Consider the following 17008-nt stretch of genomic DNA (forward strand, 5'->3'; position numbering starts at 1 on the left):
GCAGGACTCCGGCGTGGTGCTGGACGTGCTCAAGGTCGACGGCGGCGTCACCGCGAACAACCTGTGCATGCAACTCCAGTCCGACATCCTGGGCGCGCACCCGCGGCCCGCCGAGCGCCACCGGCGCGCCGTCCTCGTCCAGCACGCTGGTGGGTCCGAGGATCTCGAAGCGCATGCCCCGATTATCGGGTCTGCGGGAGGAGCGCGGCGATTTCTCCGTACGTCGGCAGCGCCGGGGCGTCCTTGCCCTGCGCGCCCAGCACGGCGGCCAGAGCGCCCTGGAGCGCGGCCCGGTAGAGCAGCGAGCCGGTGCTCACCCGGGCCACCCCCGCCTCGGCCAGCCGGTCCAGCGTCGGCCCGCCCGGCTGGTAGAGCACGTTGAGCGGCAGCCGCGTACGCGCGACGACCTCGGCGATCTCCGCCGGATCCGAGAGCCCGGGGACGAAGATGCCGTCGGCGTGCTCGTAGGCGTCCACCCGTTCGCGCCAGTCGCCGGTGCCCAGCCAGTGGGTGTCGGTGCGGGCGTTGACGAACACGCCGTGGCCCTTGGCGGCCTCGATGATCCGCCGGTGCAGCTCGACCGGGCGCAGCGTGCCGTCGGGACGGCCGTCCTCCAGGTTCACGCCCGCCACCCCGAGCGCGGCCAGGCTCGCGACCAGGTCCGACACCTCCTGCGGGTCGTCGCTGAACCCGCCCTCGATGTCCACCGTGACCAGCACGCCCAGGTCCTTGACCGTCTCGGCGAGCTCGATCGTCTCGGCCCTGGTCGCGCCGGCGGCGTCCGGCTTGCCGTGCACGGCGGACACGCCGAGGCTGGTCGTGCCGATCGCGGGGAAGCCGTGCGCGGCCAGGATCGCGGCCGAGCCGTAGTCCCACGCGTTGGGCAGCAGCAGCGGGTCGCCCGGCTTGTGCAGGTCGTGGAAGTTCATCGGCGGGTCCCTTCGAGGAGCGCGTCGAGCACGCCGGCGGCCAGCGCTAGGGCGTGGGCGGGAGCGGGGCACGGGCGCAGGCCGTCCCCGAACGTCAGGTGGGGGGCGGGGCCCCGGGAGGCGTCGAAGCGGTCGGGGTCGGCGAAGACCTCGGGATCGCGGTTGGCCGCGACCAGGTCGATCGTGACCTCCTCGCCGGTGCGGGTGTCGAGCCTGCGGCTGGCCTTCAGCGGCGGGTCCTGCCTGAGCGTCTCGCGCAGCACCGCCTCGGGGTCGTCGCCCGGCACGGCGTGGGTGAGCGCGTTCTCGATGAGCGCCTCGGTGGCGGCGTGGCCCTGGAGCAGCAGGGTGACGGCCGGCAGGTCGGTCAGGCCGAGCAGTTCGGCGACGGCGGCGTCGGCCTGCGGGCTCCCCTCGCCCGACAGGTAGCCGCTCGCGGCCGCGGGCACGGCCGAGGTGTCCGGCACGCCGAGCGCGGCCCCCAGCACGGCCGTCGGCACGCCGCGCCAGTCGCCGTCACGGTCGCCGCAACGGTCGAGCGTCGCGGCCCTGGCGGCCGTCCGCAGCTCGGCCGGGTCCAGGGCGGACAGGCGTTCGACGACCAGGCGGCGGCGTTCGGCGTGCGTCTCGCCGGTGCTGAAGCGCGACACGTGGGCCCGCAGCCAGGCGAGCGTCCCCGGCTCGCCGTCCTGCGGGACGGGCGGCGGCACGTACCGGCCGTCGGAGAGCACCGCCCGGGCTTCGGCGTGGTGGGTGATGAGCATGGGTCCACGCTAGGCCGCCGACCGTTCGACGGCGGACGAAGTGTGGCTGCGCATCCCCGTCACGCCGCCAGCCGCTGCGGGCTCTCGGGCTGCGCGGGCGCCCCGGTGGCCCGCGTGCCCTGCTCCCGTGCGGCGGCGCGGCCCGGTGCGCAGGCCAGCGCCATGGCGACGACGAGGACGATCTCGGCCAGCACCAGTCCCCGTTCGAGCAGCCCGTAGTACGCCTCGCCGCCGATCAGCGAGGAGGTGACGGCGGCCGGGTGGGCCGCCAGGTAGGCGACCAGCGTGAGCCCGGAGGTCACGCTCAGGGCCTTGACCGCGCTCCAGCGCGCGGCCGCCGCCCGTCCCCTGGCCAGGGTCCAGCCGGCGACCGGCAGCGCGGTGAAGACCACGGCCGCCGACCAGCGGTGGATCTCCCCGCCGAGCGTGCTGACGTCCGACATGCCGGGATCGGTGGGGAAGATGGCGCTGAGCATCAGCCCGGCCGCCCCCGCCAGCAGCAGCACGCGGGTCGCGGCGGTCCGCCCTGGCTCCCGGGCGGCCAGCCCGTACGCCAGCGCCAGGCAGGCGGCGGCCAGCGCCAGCGTCCCGGCCAGCACCGGCAGCATGCCGCCGGGGACGAGCGCGTAGTCGCTGATCAGCGGCTGCTCGGGCAGGGTCACCTGCGCGTAGCCGAGGGCGGCCACCGCCGCCACGGCTCCGGCCACGGGAGCGAGCACGGCACGCCAGGTCATCGTGTCACCTCGTCGTAGATCTGCTCGAAGCGGGCCAGCGACACCTGGTCGTCGTGGGTCAGCGCCAGCGTCCGGCTGGCGTTGCCCAGGCGGGCGCGCAGGTCGTCGTCGGTGAGGACGGCGGTCAGGTGCCTGGCCAGCGCGACCACGTCGCCCGGCTGGTAGAGGTAGCCGTTGCCGTTCACCAGGTGCGGCAGGGCCATCGCGTCGGCGGCCACGACGGGCAGGCCGGACGCCATGGCCTCCAGCGTGGCGATGCTCTGCAGCTCGGCGACGCCCGGCATGGCGAACACGTCTGCGGCGGCGAACGCCTGCGGCATGCTCTCGTCGGGCACGAACCCGACGAAGAACACCCGGTCGCCCACCCCGATGCGCTTGGCCAGCTTCTCCAGCTCCATCCGCTGGTTGCCGCGGCCCACGAACGCCACCTGCGCGTCGGTCTCGTTGAGCACGAGGGGCAGCGCGCGGATCAGCTCGTCGAGGTGCTTCTCCTCGTCCAGGCGGCCCACGAACAGGGCGGTCGGCCGGTCGGGCAGCGCGAACCGCCGGCGCGCCCACGACTTGGGCTCGGCGTGCGGGTGGAACCTGGCCAGGTCGATGCCGCACGAGACGGCCTCGACGTCGCGGGAGAAGCCCTGGTCGGACAGGAGCTTGGCGGCCAGCGGGGTCGGCGTGGTGATGTGGTCGGCGCGCTTGAAGACGCGGCTGAAGTCGCGCCAGGCCAGCCGGCCCGCCCTGGCCCGCAGCGCCTCGGGGACGTGCCCGAACTGGAAGAGGTTGTCGGGCATGAAGTGGTTGGTGGCCACGACCGGCACGCCGCGGCGCCGGGCGGCGGCGATGGCGGCCCGGCCGACCACGAAGTGGCCCTGGGTGTGCAGCACGTCCGGGTCGATGTCGGCCACCAGCCGGTCGAGCCTGGTCGGCACGGTGACCCGCATGGTCGGGTGGACCAGCAGCGGGGCCGAGCGCAGCCGGTGGACGATCACGCCGTCCACCACGTCGGCGCTGGCCGGGCCGGCCTCCGACTGGCACACCACGTGCACCTCGTTGCCGCGCGCGGCCAGGCCGGTGGCCAGGCGGTGGGTGAAGTAGGCGGCGCCGTTCACGTCGGGGGGATAGGTGTCGGTCGAGATCAGGACGCGGCGGGGACGTTCGGGGGCGGGGGCGAGCTGGGCGTGGTCGGTGACGTTGCGCAGGGGCATGGCCATGACGGTGACTCCGCTTTCACAAGGGGGGACGGCTGGGGGAGGGCCGATGGGCGAACAGGGGGTTTCGGTCAGGGGAGGGGATCAGGCGAGGTCGTTGCGCGCCTCCAGCGGGGACGTCCGGGCCAGGGCGAACGTGCCCGCCGCGGTCAGGGCGGCGGCCGCGATCGGCGCTAGGCCGGACGGCAGCGGCTCGCCGAGCAGCAGCGCCCCGAAGGCCACCGCCGTGAGCGGGTCGGCGATCTGCAGTGAGGCGAAGGAGACGCCGAAGTGCCCGACGGCGTAGGCGCGTTGCAGCATCACCAGCGCCAGCAGCAGCGGCACCGGCAGGGCCAGCAGGTACCACCAGTTCCAGCCGCCGTCCACGAGCACGCGCATGAGCGTGGCGGTGGCGCCGTACAGGACGCCGGAGCCGGTGGCGAGCAGCGCGGCCCGGCCGGCGGGGGAGGCCGCCTTCGAGCCCGCCCACAGCAGCACCGCCGCGACCCCGGCCACGGCGAGCAGGGTGAGCACGCCCGTGGGCGCCAGGTACGTCGGCCCGTCGGACTCGGGCACCAGCAGCACCAGGCCGATCAGCCCGGCCGCGACCACGCCCGCCGCGGCCAGCTCCTTGCGGGAGGGGCGGCGGCCGTGCAGCGCGGCGGCGATGGGCAGCGCGAACAGCAGGCTGGCCACCCCCATCGGCTGCACCACGGTCAGCGGGCCGAGCCCGAGGGCGACGATGTGCAGGCCGCCGCCCGTCACGATGGAGAGGCCGCCGAGCAGCCAGCGCGGCCTGCGCAGCAGGGCCAGCAGCGCGGGCTTCGCCGAGCCCGCCGCCTCGAACTGCTGCAGCGCGGCCCCGAGCGCGAAGAACAGCGAACCGACCAGCGCGATCGCCGCGGCCAGCACACTCATGCGCACTCCCTTCAGACGGATGGTTGCCGGACTGGGTCAAACGGACGTGTCCACCGGAAGGCGTTCCGGGGAAGGCTGGGTGGCGCGCCGCTTCCTGGCCCACCGCACCAGCTCGACGAGCCCGGTGATCGACAGCGCGATCCCGAGGCCCAGCAGCAGGCCCTTGATCGGGTCGTTCTCGAAGGCCATGCCGCCGAAGAAGCCGATCAGCCCGGAGTACACCGCCCACGAGCTCGCCGCGATGGCGTCGAAGAAGGTGAACGAGCGCAGCGGATGACCGACGGCGCCCATGGTCAGCGTCGTCGCGGTCCGCCCGCCGGGGATGTACCTGGCCACGATCAGCACCATTCCGCCCCGCTCGGCCAGCGCGCCGCGCGCCCAGACGAACGCCTTCTTGTCCCGCAGCCGCCTGGCCGACTTGTTGCCGATCAGGTACGACACGTGGTCGCCCACGAACGCGCCGAGCGCCGCGACCACGATCACCAGGGCCAGGTTGGTCTGGCCGGAGGCGGCGAACACCGCCGCGGTGATGACCGACGTCTCGGCGGGCACGACGGGGAAGAACCCGTCGAGCAGCGCGAGGGCGAACAGCGCCACGTACAGCCATGGCGATGACATCACCTGCTGGACGAGGTCGAGAATGGCGTGCGACATATGCGTGGACTCCGATCGTCAGGGCACTCACCAAGCCTGTCGGCGTGAGCGGACCGGGGACATCGGGGATGCCCCCGGTCGAACGCGGGCCCGTCCCCTAGGAGGGTCAGGGCCGCCTACCCCATGAAGGTAGAAATTCCGCAGGTCGTGGCACATCGGCCCATCGGCACGCGCCACCCCCTACTTTCGTCAGGGGCGGACGTGCGACTTCCGCGTGACACCCACGATCAAACCGGTTGCGCGCCCCGGAAACAGGAGAGGAGGTATCCGCCTTTCAGGTGGGGTTAGCCCCACCGTGATCACTGCACCGGGCCCCACCCTGACTTTCGTCAGGGGCGCCGCATGACCTTCGGGCGGGACCGGCCGCGCCGGGCGGCGGATACCGTCGGGGCGTGAACCGTCTGCGTCGTGAGAGTCGCCGTCAGGTCGTCCTCGACCTGCTGCTGTGGGTCGTGCTGGGCATCTTCGTGACCGCCATGGGCCCCGACCCGTTCGCCGATCCGGCCGGGTTCGCGCTGGTGACGCTGCCCAGGGTCGGGCTGGCCGCGTTGGCCGTGCTCGTGGGCCGGCCCTGGCCGCTGGCGGCGCTGGTGCTGCTGCTGCCGCTCGGCCCGTGGACCTTCACCGAGGGCTTCGCGACGGTGGACCTGACGTGGCTGCTGCCCCGGCGCGACGTGAAGATCCTGCCGCTGCTCGCGACCTCGCCGTTCATCATCTGGTACGCCTACCTCACCGGCCGGCGCATGACCCGGCTGTGGCCCGCGGGCGCCGTGTTCTGCCTGATCACGGCCATCGGCTGCGGGGTCGTGCTGCTCCAGGGCGGTGACCTGGCGCTGTGGGTGTCGATGGGCACCGGGCTCGTCGGCACGTACCTGGTCCCGTACCTGCTGGGGCTGCTCCGGCGGGGCGTGCTCCAGCAGCGGCGGCAGGCGCGGCTGTCGGTCGAGGCACAGGCGCGGCTGCGCGAGCGGGCCAGGATCGCCCGCGAGATGCACGACTCGCTCGGCCACGACCTGGCGCTGATCGCGGTGCGCGCCGGCGGGCTCGAAGTCGCCCCCGGGCTCGGCCCGGCCCAGGTCAAGGCGGCCGGCGAGCTGCGCGTGGCGGCGGCCGACGCGACCGAGCGGCTGCGCCAGATCATCGGCCTGCTGCGCGAGGACGCCGAGGAGGCCCCGCTGTCCCCGGTGGGCGAGGACGTCGCCGAGCTGGTCGGCCGGGCCAGGGACTCCGGCATGTCGATCACCCTGGAGCTGGCGCCGGGGGCGTCGTCGTCGGAGCTGGCGCACGCCGTCGTCCAGGAAGGGCTGACGAACGCGGCCAAGCACGCGCCGGGGGCGGCGGTCGCCGTGTCGGTCGCGCCGCACCGGGTGGTCGTGCGCAACGGCCCGCCGAGCTCGCGTCCCAGCGCCCGGCGCGGCGGGCTGGGCCTGGCGGGGCTGCGCGAGCGCGTACGGCTGGCCGGCGCCACGCTGACCGCGGGCCCCGACGGCGACGGCTTCCGCCTGGCCGTCGAGCTCCCCCGCGAGGGGGAGGCGGATCCCCGCCGGTCGGGAGGGGGCCGGCCCGCCTGAGGCGCACGATCGTGGCATGACAGAACAGCGAGCGGGCATCGGCCGGCTCACCGCCGCGATCGTGGCGGTCGCCGCCACGCTGCCCTACCTCACGATCAAGACGCTCTGGCTGACCGGCGACGCCGTCGGCGTCTCCGACCCGGCGCTCATGGACAACGGGCAGATGCTGGGGATGAACGCGCTGACCTTCGCCATGGAGGCCGCCGGGCTGCTGCTGGCGCTGGCCTTCACCATGCGCTGGGGCATGCGGCTGCCCGCCTGGCTGGTGCTGCTGCCGCTGTGGGTGGGCACCGGCCTGTTGTCGGTGCTGGCCGTCACGACCCCGCTGATCCTGCTGATCGGCGGCCTGACGATCTTCAGCGGCGGCCCGATCCAGACCTGGGTCTATCTGGTCGTCTACGGCGGTTTCATCACCCTCGGCGTCGCCCTCATGACGGCCTTCGCCCTCTACGCCCGCGACCGCTGGCCGGCCGTCTTCGCCACCCCGGTCAGGCTGCCGTTCCCGAGCGCGACCAGATCGTTCCAGGAGGTGGTGGCGTGGGGCGCGCTCCTGGTGGCGACCGCCGTCGGGGCGCTGCGGGTCGTCATGGCGTTCGACGGGACCGTCCAGGCCGTGCAGAACGGGCTGAAGGCGCTGCTCGCGGTGGGCGGGGCGGCCGCGCTGGTGGCCCTGGTCAGGCGGCGCGGGAACGGCCCGTTCTGGCGGCCGCTGGCGCTGGCCTGGCTCGGGTCGGGCTCGCTGTTCGGCTGGGGGCTGTTCTCGATGATCGTCAGGTCCACGGGCGGTCCCCTGGCCTACGGCGGCACGGGCGTCGCGGACTTCGCCGAGCTGTTCGGCATGCTGACCGGGCTGGTGATGGGGATGTGTGGAGCGTTCCTGCTGGCCGAACGGTCAGGCGTGGGCCACGTGCAGCCTGGCCAGGACGCGCTTGAACGCCAGGATCGAGAAGGTGATCGCCAGCCCGCTGATCACGGCCACCGCTGAGGTCCGCAGCACCATGAACGCGCCGAGCGAGCCCTCCAGCTTCTCGTAGACGGCCAGGAAGATGCTCAGCGTCGAGTTGGCCAGCAGCACGAACGCCCACAGCAGCGTGATCCTGGCGAAGAACCTGCGCACCCGCTCGTGCTTGAGCACGGCCGACGGCAGGTGGATGTAGTCGAGGGTGAGCTTCTGCACCAGCGGCCGGTTGAGCCGGACGGAGGCCAGGAAGACCATGCTGATGCAGATCGTGCCCAGCTCCGGCTGGATGAAGAACCACATCCAAGTGCCCGTCCAGAACGACACCAGGGCCCGCACCGTGACCGCGAACGCCGCCAGGAACATGGTGGCGGGCACCTTGATCCCTCTGACCAGCCGCCAGGCCACGCCGAGGTACACCCAGGAGACCGTGGCCACCAGGGCCCACTTGAAGCCCAGCACGACCATGGCGAGGTAGAACACCAGCAGGGGGGCGACCACGCCTTCGAGCAGGCGGGGGGCCGCCTGACGGGCGAGCGCGGTCAGACGGGGGAGTGCGACCGGATGGTGGTTCAAGGCTGCTCCGCAGATAGGCCGACGATCAGCGTCTACCCGGGCTTCGGGGGTCCAGGCTTGCCGGATGGACCGGTCGTCGTCACCGCCGGATGCGACTCCGCCCGGTGCGACCCCGAAGGCCGGTGGCCTACCGTACCGGAGCCCGGCGAGTAGGACTGCCGCTTTTGCCGCGTTCCATCTGTTCCATACGAAACCAGCTCACCCTTGAACCCGGCTTTCAGCCGAGTGACGCCGTGGCGAGCTTGGCGCCGAACCCGAGGAACAGCGCGCCGACGCCCGAGGTCAGGCCCGCGCTCAGCTTCCTGTGCCGGCGGAACTGACCGGCCAGGAACGTGCCGGAGAAGATCAGCGTGGTGAGGTAGAGCACGCTGAAGATCTGGATCACCGCGCCCAGGATGAGGAACGACAGCCAGGGGGCGCTGTACCCGGGGTCCACGAACGGGATGAAGAACGACAGGAAGAACAGGATCGCCTTCGGGTTCAGCAGGCTGATCGTCAGGGCCTTGCGGAACGGCCTGGCCTGCCGCACGGGGGCCGCCCCGGACTCGTCCGCCGCCGCCGGACGGGCCCGCCAGGCCCGTACCGCGCCGCGGATCATCTGGAAGCCCATCCAGGCCAGGTAGGCGGCGCCGGCGTACTTGACGACGGTGAACAGCACGGGCGTCGCGCGCAGCAGGGACGCGGCCCCGGCGGCGGCGAGCACCATCAGGACGGTGTCGCCGAGGAACACGCCCGCCGCGGCCCGGTAGCCCTGCCGGACGCCGTGCTGGGCGGCGAAGCTGAGGACGTACAGGGAGTTCGGGCCGGGCAGCAGCACGATGAAGAAGGCGCCGACGACGTAGGTCCAGATGTCCGTGATACCGAAGAACACGCTTAACGGTATCGCGTGATATGTGCCGATTCAGTCGGTCGGTGGCTGCACATTGCGGCGCTGATGCCTATTGACCCAGTAGGGATACTCGTGAATATCTGGTGTCATGGCTCTCTGGACCCCCGACCCCACGTTCTATCCTTCCCCGCGCGACGCCGTCGAGGCCCCCGTGGAGAAGCTGGCCTACGTCGCCGCCTTCGACCGGTCGGCGAACCGTCCGGACGCGCTGGCCGTGCTCGAAACCGACCCCGCCTCCCCGGCCTACGGCACCGTGATCGGCTGGACCGACCTGCCCGGCACCGGCGACGAGCTGCACCACTTCGGCTGGAACGCCTGCAGCAGCGCTTTGTGCCCCAACGCGCCGCACCCGCACGTCGAGCGGCGCTACCTGGTCGTGCCCGGCCTGCGCTCCTCGCGCATCCACATCTACGACACCAAGGACCGGATCAGCCCCGAGCTGGTCAAGGTGATCGACGCCGAGTCGCTGGCCAGGCGGGCGGGCTACTCCCGCCCGCACACCGTCCACTGCGGTCCCGAGGGCCTGTACGTCTCGGCGCTCGGCGGCGCGGACGGCGCCGAGGGCCCCGGCGGCATCGCCGTGCTCGACCACACCTCCTTCGAGGTGCTCGGCCGATGGGAGCTGGACCGCGGGCCGCAGTACCTCGCCTACGACTTCTGGTGGCACATCAACCACGACGTGCTGATCACCTCGGAGTGGGGCACGCCGTCCATGATCGAGGACGGCGTGGTCGGTGAGCTGCTGCTCGGCCGCAAGTACGGCCACAAGCTGCACTTCTGGGACCTGCGCAAGCGCCGGCACGTCCAGGAGGTGGACCTGGGCGACCAGCACCAGATGCCGCTGGAGCTGCGCCCCGCCCACGACCCCACCCGCCTGTACGGCTTCGTCGGCGTGGTCACCAGCGTGGAGGACCTGTCGGCCTCCGTCTGGCTGTGGTTCCACGAGGACGGCCGCTGGCAGGCGCGGAAGGTCATCACCATCCCCGCGGAACCGGCCGACCCCGCCCTGCTGCCGCCCGTGCTGCAGCCGTTCGCCGCCGTGCCGCCGCTGGTCACCGACATCGCCCTCTCCGTGGACGACCAGCGCCTGTACGTCTCCTGCTGGGGCACCGGGGAGCTGAAGCAGTACGACGTGTCGGACCCGTACAAGCCGGTCGAACTGGGATCCCTGCGGATCGGCGGCATCACCCGGCGCACCCCGCACCCCGCCGAGCCCGGACTCCCGCTGCGCGGCGGCCCCCAGATGGTCGAAGTGAGCCGCGACGGCCGCCGCGTCTACCTCACCAACTCCCTGTACGGCTCCTGGGACGACCAGTTCTACCCCGAGGGCGTCGGAGCCTGGCTCGCCAAGGTCGACGCCGACTCCTTCACCTTCGACACCGCCTTCTTCCCCCACGGCGACGCCTTCCGCGGCCTGCGCCCCCACCAGGTACGCCTCCAGGGCGGCGACGCCTCCTCCGACTCCTACTGCTACCCGTGACCATGCCCGCCACGATGCCCGCCATGAGCACCGCGACGGTCCTGCTGCTCGGAGCCTTCCACGGCCTGAACCCGGCCATGGGCTGGCTCTTCGCGGTGGCCCGCGGCCTGCAGGAGCGCAGCCGCGACCTGCTGCTCCAGTCGATCCCCGTGATCGCCCTGGGCCACCTGGCGTCGGTGGCCCTGGTCGCCCTGGTCGTGGCCGCCACCGGCTCCCTGGTGACGGGCGCGGCGCTGCCGGTGGTCGGCGGGCTGGTGCTGGTGGCGTTCGGGCTGTGGCGGCTGCTGTCCACCCGCCACTTCCGGTGGGTGGGCATGCGCCTGTCGCTCGCCCAGCTCGCCGGCTGGTCGTTCCTGATGTCGTCGGCCCACGGCGCCGGGCTCATGCTGCTGCCCGTACTCACCGGGCTGCGCGCGGAGGGCCACCCGGGGCACGCCGTCTCAGGAGGGCTGGCGGTGGCGGCCCTGCACACGCTGGCCATGTTCGTGGTGGCCGGCGTCGTGGCCCTGGTGGTCTACGAGGTGCTCGGCCTGACGATCCTGCGCCGCGCCTGGTTCAACGTGGACCGCATGTGGGCCGCCGCCCTGATCGCCGCCGGCCTCCTCACCGTCCTCCAGGCCTGACCCGAACACCTCGCAGAGCCGATCGGCGTGAACGGCCCTGTCGATCCAGGTTTCGAGGAGGGCGATGTCCGTGCAGGCGGTGACCCTCTCCCGCACGTCATCGGGCACCTCCACGCCTCGCCCGTCCAGCAGCCGCAAGAGCCCCCTGGCCATGCCTTCGGCGCGCAGCATCTCGGCGTACTCGGACCGGTAGCGGTAGGTCATGGCCGCCCGTCAGCCCTGTTCCGGTTGCTCGTCGTCCGTGCCGAAGATGTCGGTGAGGCTGGTGGCGTGGATGGCCCGCTTGCACCAGGTTTCGAGGACGGTGGTGTCCGCGCAGGTGGTGATGCGCCGGCGCACCTCGTCGGGGATCACCACTCCACGGCCGTCGAGGATCATCAGCAGCACCTTGGCTTCGCCTTTGGCTTCGCCTTTGGCTTCGCCTTCGGCGCGCAGCATCTGGGCGTACTCGGACTGGTAGCGGTAGGTCTTGGTCGCCATCAGGTCTCTCCAGATTCGTCGGGCGTCGGTGTTTCCGAGGCCTATTTCGGTTTGTTCGGCGATGTGTCCCGCGCTGGTCGTGTCGGTGGTGTCCAAGGCGTCTGCCAGGACTTCCAGTATGGCAGCGACCTCCTTGGAACGGGCGTGGGTCAGCGCCGAGAACATGGTGAGCACCACGTCGTTCACCGCCTCGGCGAGGTCGTCGATCACGGGGATGTTGTGCGGGCCCACGACGACCGCGCGGACGGACAGCGTCGGCCAGTCCGGCAGGCCGATCGTCTTCGGAAGGGCGGCCCAGGTGGCGGTCGCCTCGTCCTGGCAGATCACCAGCAGCGTCACGGGGCAGCCGAACTTGACGTGCACGTGGCTGATGTAGTGCGCCCAGGCGGCGGTCTTGCGGTCATCGGGCTTGGACTGCGACTCGGTGATGACCGCGTGCTGTCCCTCCAGGGACGTGAACATCATGATCGTGTCGGCGCGCCGCTCGATCGGCTTGATCTCGGTCAGGTCGGTGTCCACCACCGCGACCTCGGTCGGTGACGGGAAGGGGATGTCGAGCACCTTGAAGACGCTCGTGCAGAGCTCTGGATTGTCACGGAAGACGCGGTGCAGCGCCTCGTGCTGGGAGGAGATCACGGGCGGAACGTTAGCGGCCGATGACGCTCTGTGTCCGCGAAAAACGGACGGCGGGCGCGCGGCGGTGGAAAGAGTTCATCCCCGGGAGGAAACGGGCGGGGGAAAGGTCTCTACCGGAGCATGTGCGCAGGCAGGGCAGGATGTGATGGATGCGGATATCCATCCTGGGGCCGTTGGAGGTCGAGGGCGACGGGGGAGCGGTCGTGGTCGGCGGTCTCCGGCTGCGGGCGCTGCTGGCCGTGCTGGCGCTCGAAGCGGGCCGTACGGTCACGGCGGAGCGGCTGATCGACGTGCTCTGGCCGCAGGAGCCGCCCGCCAACGCGGCCAACGCGCTGCAGACGCTGGTCAGACGGCTGCGGGCGGCGCTCAGGCCGGACGAGGTGATCGACAGCCGCCCCGGCGGGTACGCCCTCGCGCTCCCCGCCGAGCAGGTGGACGCGCTGGCGTTCCGGCGGCTGGCCGGCGAGGACGCGGACCGAGCGCTGGCGTTGTGGCGTGGGGCGGCGCTGGCGGATCTCACGTCGGTCCCGTACCTGGCGGACGCGGCGACCGCGCTGGAGCAGGAGCGGCTGGCGGCGGTCGAGGCCAGGGCCGAGCGCCTGCTGGCGGCCGGGCGGCCGGTCGAGCTCGCCGCCGAGGTGACGGCGCACCCGTTGCGCGAGCGGCTGGTCGGGCTGGCCATGCGCGGGCTGGCCGCGTCCGGACGGCAGGCCGAGGCGCTGGAGCTGTTCGAACGCACCCGCCACCGGCTGGCCGACGAGCTGGGCGTCGATCCCGGCGCCGAGCTGCGGGCCGCGCACCTGGCCGTGTTGTCGGCGGAGCCGCCTCCGGTCGCGTGGCCCAGAAGCCGGCCGAAGGGCAACGTACGCAAGCCGCGCACCAGCTTCATCGGCCGGGAGGCCGAGCTCGGACGGCTCACCGGCCTGCTCCGCCACGACCGGCTCGTCACGCTCGTGGGCCCCGGCGGCGCCGGCAAGACCAGACTGGCGACCGAGGCCGCCCTCCAGCTGTCCACCGAACCCCACACCGAGGCGGCCCTTCAGCCCGCCACCGAACCGCGCACCGAGGCGGCCCTCCGGCCGGCCACCGAACCCTCCACGCCTCGGACGGCAGGCGAGCCGGGCGGTCGGCGGGGGGTCGTGGCGTGGATGGTGGAGCTGGGCTCGGTCAGCGACCCGGCCGGCGTGCCCGGAGCCGTGCTCGACGCGCTCGGCCTGCGCGACGACCGCCCCGGCTACCGCCCGCCCGAGGCGGCCAAGGACGTGGTCGAGCAGGTCGCCGAGGCGCTGGGCGAGCGGCCCGCGCTGGTCGTGCTGGACAACTGCGAGCACGTGGTGACGGCCGCGGCCGTGCTGGTCGAGCGGCTGCTCGACGAGTGCCCCGAGCTGCGCGTGCTGGCCACCAGCAGGGAGCCGCTCAACGTGCCGGGCGAGCGGCTGCTGCCCCTCCCGCCGCTCGAACCGCCGCCGGCGGGCGCGGGGCCCGCCGAGGCGTCGGCCTACCCGTCGGTGCGGCTGCTGGTCGACCGGGCGGCGGCGGCCCGGCCGTCGTTCGCCGTGGACGAGGGCAACGCGGCGGCCGTGGTCGCGCTCTGCCGCAGGCTCGACGGCATGCCGCTGGCCATCGAGCTGGCCGCCGCCCGGCTGCGCACGATGACGCCGCGCCAGCTCGCCGACCGGCTGGACGACAGGTTCAGGCTGCTCGACGGCGGCAGCCGTACCGCGCTGCCGCGCCAGCAGACGCTGCGGGCGGTCGTGGAGTGGAGCTGGGACCTGCTCGACGAGCGGGAACGCGTGCTGGCCAGGCGGTTCGGCGTGTTCGCCGGCGGCGCGTCCCTGGAGGCCGTCGAGGAGGTGTGCGGCGGCACGGCCGACGTCCTCGGCGCGCTGGCCGACAAGTCCCTGGTGCGCCTGTCGCCCGAAGGCCGCTACTCGATGCTGGAGACCATCCGCGCCTACGCCCTGGAACGCCTGGCCGAGGCGGACGAGACCGACGAGTACCGCGACCGGCACGCCCGCCACCTGCTCGACCTGGCCGAACGCGCGGTGCCCGAGCTGCGCACCGCCACCCAGGTGGAGTGGATCGAACGGCTGGCGGCGGAACGCGACGACTTCGCGGCGGCGCTGCGCTGGCTGATCGACCGGCGGGACGCCGGGCCCGCGCTGCGGCTGTGCGGGGCGCTCAACTGGTACTGGTGGATGTGCGGCTACCGCCGCGAGAGCGCGGCCTGGGCCAGGCAGGCGCTCGACCTGGCCGGGGACACGCCGCCGCCGGGGCTCGCGGAGGCGTACACGTCCTGCATGTTCGCCTACGGCGTCGACGTGTTCGGGACGATCAGCAACGACCGCGCGGCCATGCTGGAGCTGTCGGCCCGGATGGAGGAGCTGGTGGAGCGGGCGGTCCGGGAGGGTCCGGTGCACCCGCTGCTGCTGATCAGCAGGGTCGTCATGGCCGCGGCGGCCGGGCAGGACGAGCGGGCGGCCGCGCTGATCGGCGACTACGCCGGCAGTGACGACCTGTGGTTGTCGTCCGCCGCCCTGATGATCGGCGGCCGGATGCGGTCGGGGGGAGAGCGGGAGCGGGAGCTGGAACGGGCGGTCGAGGGGTTCCGGCGGCTCGGCGACCGCTGGGGACTGAGCGAGGCGCTGCTGGGCCTGGCCGACCTGCGGGCCGAGCGCGGCGCAGGCGCCGACGACCTGATCGCCGAGACCAGGTCGCTGACCAGCGAATGGATCAGCGACGACGAGTCGATCTCCACCTTGATCCGGCTCGCCCAGCTCCGCCTGCGGGTGGACGACCTGGACGGCGCGGGCGCCGACCTCGCCATGGCCAGGTCCCGGGTGGGCGAGGAGACGTCGCCGTGGACGCTGGTGCTGCTCGGCCTGGGCGAGGCCGCGTACCAGGAGCGGCGCGGCGACCTGGCCGGCAGCCTGGCGATCTACCGGGACATGGACGGCGTCGTGGCCGCGGCTCCCCGGGTGCCGCAGATCACGGCGGTGTACCTGATCTCCTACGGCCGGGCCCTGGCCCGAGCCGGCGACCTGGACGCCGCGCTGGCCCGGCACCGCCAGGCGCTCGACGTCCTCGGCGACGTCAGCCCGGACCGGCCGCTGCTGTCGATGACGCTGGCCGGGTTCGCGCTGGCGGCGCAGGCCGCGGGCGACCAGGAACGGGCGGCGGTGCTGTTCGGCGGGGCGTCGGCGGTCGTCCCTCAGGACACCTCGCCCGACACCGCGGAGGGACACGCGGCGGCCAGGAAGGCGCTCGGCGATGAGCTCTTCGCCCGCCGTTTCGCCGAGGGCGCCACCCTGCCGCCGGACGAGCTCTACGCGATGGCCCGCAGCACCACGTAGGAGAGCGCGGTCACCGCACTTTCCGGTTGTAGGCACGAAGGGCGAAGGGGGCGAAGAGGGCGAGCAGCGCGGCGGCCCAGCCGAGCGTGATCCACACGTCGGACGCCGCCAGGCCGCCCACCAGCAGCCCGCGCAGCGCGCCGGCCAGGTGCGAGACCGGGTTGACGCCCATCCACCAGGTCAGCCAGCCCGGCAGGTCGGTGGCGGGGATGAACGCGCTGCTGCCGAACGTGAGCGGCAGCAGCACGGCGGTCGCGATGCCCTGCATCGAGGCGACCGACTTGGCCACCAGCCCGATCCAGGCCGACCCCCAGCTCAGCGCCGTCACCATGAGCAGCACCAGGCCGATCCCGGCCAGCGCGCTCAGCGGATCGGTCCGCACGCGAAAGCCGACGGCGTACCCCACGGCCAGCGACATGGCGATGGTGATCAGCAGGGTCAGCAGGTCGGCCATGATGCGCCCGGCCAGCGGCGCCGACCTGGCGATCGGCATGGTCCTGAACCGGTCGAACACGCCGTTGCCGATGTCGGTGGCCAGGTTCATGCCCGTCGTGATCGTCGCCATCAGCGCGACCTGGACGAGCACGCCGGGCAGCATGTACGACACCGCGCCCGCCCGGTCGCCGCCGGCCGCCCCGCCGAACAGGTAGACGAAGATGACGATCATGAAGACGGGCTGGAGCAGCAGCCCGGCGAGCTGGCCGGGGTTGTTCTTCAACGGGATCAGGCTGCGCCAGGCGAGCGTCAGCCCTTGGGAGAGCGCGGTGGTCATGAGCTTGCTCCGGTGAGTGTGCGGAAGACGTCGTCGAGGGAGGGCAGGCGCAGGGCGTGCTCGGCCAGCACGATCCCGGCGTCGTCCAGCCGCCTGAGCAGGTCGGGCGGCGCGGCCAGGTCGTGCACGGGCACGCTGAGCAGCCCGTCCACGGCCGTGGCGCCGAGGATCGAGCCGGCCTTCTCCAGGTCGGCGGCGTGCAGCGGCCGGACGTCCAGCCGGTGGCCGCCGGCCAGCGACTTGAGCTCGGCCGGCGTGCCGCTCGCCGCCACCCGGCCGCGGTCGATGACGAGCAGGTCGTCGGCGAGCTGGTCGGCCTCCTCCAGGTACTGGGTGGTCAGCAGGACCGTCACCCCGTCCGCGACCAGCTCCCTGACCACGTCCCACAGGTCGCCGCGGGCTCGCGGGTCGAGGCCGGTCGTCGGCTCGTCGAGGAACAGGATCCGGGGCCGGCTGACCAGGCTGACCGCCAGGTCCAGCCGGCGGC

The 17008-nt window shown here is 73.0% G+C and carries 16 protein-coding genes; 5 read left to right on the plus strand and 11 right to left on the minus strand.

Annotated features, from left to right (window positions below; all coding sequences use genetic code 11):
- Positions 1-182: 182 nt before the first annotated feature.
- From ACWCSD_RS28585 to ACWCSD_RS28610, 6 genes are all read right to left on the minus strand, one after another.
- Positions 183-929, minus strand: coding sequence for an isocitrate lyase/PEP mutase family protein (locus tag ACWCSD_RS28585; RefSeq protein WP_358283834.1), 747 nt, complete (start codon positions 927-929; stop codon positions 183-185).
- The gene (locus ACWCSD_RS28590; RefSeq protein WP_449919362.1) at positions 926-1693 is read right to left on the minus strand and encodes a cytochrome P450; all 768 of its coding nucleotides are present in this window, start codon (positions 1691-1693) and stop codon (positions 926-928) included. Before ACWCSD_RS28590 ends, ACWCSD_RS28585 begins: the two co-directional genes overlap by 4 nt.
- 59 nt (positions 1694-1752) lie before the next feature.
- Positions 1753-2427 carry a DUF998 domain-containing protein gene (locus tag ACWCSD_RS28595; protein WP_387667573.1) on the minus strand — a complete coding sequence of 225 codons (675 nt, stop codon included), beginning with the start codon at positions 2425-2427 and terminating at the stop codon, positions 1753-1755.
- Positions 2424-3635, minus strand: a complete 1212-nt coding sequence (locus tag ACWCSD_RS28600) for a glycosyltransferase (RefSeq protein ID WP_397162575.1) — start codon at positions 3633-3635, stop codon at positions 2424-2426. Before ACWCSD_RS28600 ends, ACWCSD_RS28595 begins: the two co-directional genes overlap by 4 nt.
- Before the next feature lie 81 nt (positions 3636-3716).
- Positions 3717-4529: a DMT family transporter gene (locus ACWCSD_RS28605; RefSeq protein ID WP_387667568.1), complete on the minus strand. Its 813-nt coding sequence runs from the start codon at positions 4527-4529 to the stop codon at positions 3717-3719.
- Between the two features lie 36 nt (positions 4530-4565).
- A complete protein-coding gene (locus ACWCSD_RS28610) occupies positions 4566-5183 on the minus strand; it encodes a DedA family protein (RefSeq protein WP_364324315.1) in 618 nt (205 codons plus the stop codon).
- A 392-nt stretch (positions 5184-5575) separates the two neighbouring features.
- Between ACWCSD_RS28610 and ACWCSD_RS28615 the strand changes: the two genes are divergently transcribed.
- Together ACWCSD_RS28615 and ACWCSD_RS28620 are read left to right on the plus strand one after the other, a co-directional pair.
- The gene (locus tag ACWCSD_RS28615) at positions 5576-6754 is read left to right on the plus strand and encodes a sensor histidine kinase (RefSeq protein WP_449919367.1); all 1179 of its coding nucleotides are present in this window, start codon (positions 5576-5578) and stop codon (positions 6752-6754) included.
- A 16-nt stretch (positions 6755-6770) separates the two neighbouring features.
- Positions 6771-7739 carry a hypothetical protein gene (locus ACWCSD_RS28620; protein ID WP_397162577.1) on the plus strand — a complete coding sequence of 323 codons (969 nt, stop codon included), beginning with the start codon at positions 6771-6773 and terminating at the stop codon, positions 7737-7739.
- Here the strand turns inward: ACWCSD_RS28620 and ACWCSD_RS28625 are convergent.
- Positions 7647-8288, minus strand: a complete 642-nt coding sequence (locus tag ACWCSD_RS28625) for a VC0807 family protein (RefSeq protein ID WP_364324307.1) — start codon at positions 8286-8288, stop codon at positions 7647-7649. The two genes, ACWCSD_RS28620 and ACWCSD_RS28625, sit on opposite strands and share 93 nt — an antisense overlap.
- Positions 8289-8505: 217 nt before the next feature.
- Positions 8506-9159, minus strand: coding sequence for a leucine efflux protein LeuE (gene leuE, locus ACWCSD_RS28630; RefSeq protein ID WP_358283853.1), 654 nt, complete (start codon positions 9157-9159; stop codon positions 8506-8508).
- Between the two features lie 106 nt (positions 9160-9265).
- Between leuE and ACWCSD_RS28635 the strand changes: the two genes are divergently transcribed.
- Both ACWCSD_RS28635 and ACWCSD_RS28640 read left to right on the plus strand, forming a co-directional pair.
- The gene (locus tag ACWCSD_RS28635; RefSeq protein ID WP_449919371.1) at positions 9266-10657 is read left to right on the plus strand and encodes a selenium-binding protein SBP56-related protein; all 1392 of its coding nucleotides are present in this window, start codon (positions 9266-9268) and stop codon (positions 10655-10657) included.
- Positions 10658-10680: 23 nt separating this feature from the next.
- Entirely contained in the window at positions 10681-11280 is a 600-nt protein-coding gene (locus ACWCSD_RS28640) for a hypothetical protein (protein ID WP_397162578.1), read from the plus strand.
- 213 nt (positions 11281-11493) lie between these two features.
- On the opposite strand, the gene ACWCSD_RS28645 is transcribed toward ACWCSD_RS28640, so the two are convergent.
- Positions 11494-12396: a hypothetical protein gene (locus ACWCSD_RS28645; protein ID WP_397162579.1), complete on the minus strand. Its 903-nt coding sequence runs from the start codon at positions 12394-12396 to the stop codon at positions 11494-11496.
- A 149-nt stretch (positions 12397-12545) separates the two neighbouring features.
- Here ACWCSD_RS28645 and ACWCSD_RS28650 point away from each other — a divergent pair, with 149 nt between their 5' ends.
- Positions 12546-15749, plus strand: coding sequence for a BTAD domain-containing putative transcriptional regulator (locus tag ACWCSD_RS28650; protein WP_449919374.1), 3204 nt, complete (start codon positions 12546-12548; stop codon positions 15747-15749).
- A 10-nt stretch (positions 15750-15759) separates the two neighbouring features.
- On the opposite strand, the gene ACWCSD_RS28655 is transcribed toward ACWCSD_RS28650, so the two are convergent.
- Positions 15760-16521 carry an ABC transporter permease gene (locus ACWCSD_RS28655; RefSeq protein ID WP_352350427.1) on the minus strand — a complete coding sequence of 254 codons (762 nt, stop codon included), beginning with the start codon at positions 16519-16521 and terminating at the stop codon, positions 15760-15762.
- A partial coding sequence (locus ACWCSD_RS28660) for an ATP-binding protein DrrA1-3 family domain-containing protein (RefSeq protein WP_449919378.1) occupies positions 16518-17008 on the minus strand: 491 nt, incomplete at its 5' end. The genes ACWCSD_RS28660 and ACWCSD_RS28655, both read right to left, overlap by 4 nt.

Source organism: Nonomuraea sp. NPDC001684 (genome assembly GCF_053596515.1).

Coding starts and splice junctions, on each gene's coding strand:
- ACWCSD_RS28585 (WP_358283834.1), bottom strand. CDS start 929: ATGAACTTCCACGACCTGCACAAGCCGGGCGACCCGCTGCTGCTGCCC.
- ACWCSD_RS28590 (WP_449919362.1), bottom strand. CDS start 1,693: ATGCTCATCACCCACCACGCCGAAGCCCGGGCGGTGCTCTCCGACGGC.
- ACWCSD_RS28595 (WP_387667573.1), bottom strand. CDS start 2,427: ATGACCTGGCGTGCCGTGCTCGCTCCCGTGGCCGGAGCCGTGGCGGCG.
- ACWCSD_RS28600 (WP_397162575.1), bottom strand. CDS start 3,635: ATGGCCATGCCCCTGCGCAACGTCACCGACCACGCCCAGCTCGCCCCC.
- ACWCSD_RS28605 (WP_387667568.1), bottom strand. CDS start 4,529: ATGAGTGTGCTGGCCGCGGCGATCGCGCTGGTCGGTTCGCTGTTCTTC.
- ACWCSD_RS28610 (WP_364324315.1), bottom strand. CDS start 5,183: ATGTCGCACGCCATTCTCGACCTCGTCCAGCAGGTGATGTCATCGCCA.
- ACWCSD_RS28620 (WP_397162577.1), top strand. CDS start 6,771: ATGACAGAACAGCGAGCGGGCATCGGCCGGCTCACCGCCGCGATCGTG.
- ACWCSD_RS28635 (WP_449919371.1), top strand. CDS start 9,266: ATGGCTCTCTGGACCCCCGACCCCACGTTCTATCCTTCCCCGCGCGAC.
- ACWCSD_RS28640 (WP_397162578.1), top strand. CDS start 10,681: ATGAGCACCGCGACGGTCCTGCTGCTCGGAGCCTTCCACGGCCTGAAC.
- ACWCSD_RS28650 (WP_449919374.1), top strand. CDS start 12,546: ATGCGGATATCCATCCTGGGGCCGTTGGAGGTCGAGGGCGACGGGGGA.
- ACWCSD_RS28655 (WP_352350427.1), bottom strand. CDS start 16,521: ATGACCACCGCGCTCTCCCAAGGGCTGACGCTCGCCTGGCGCAGCCTG.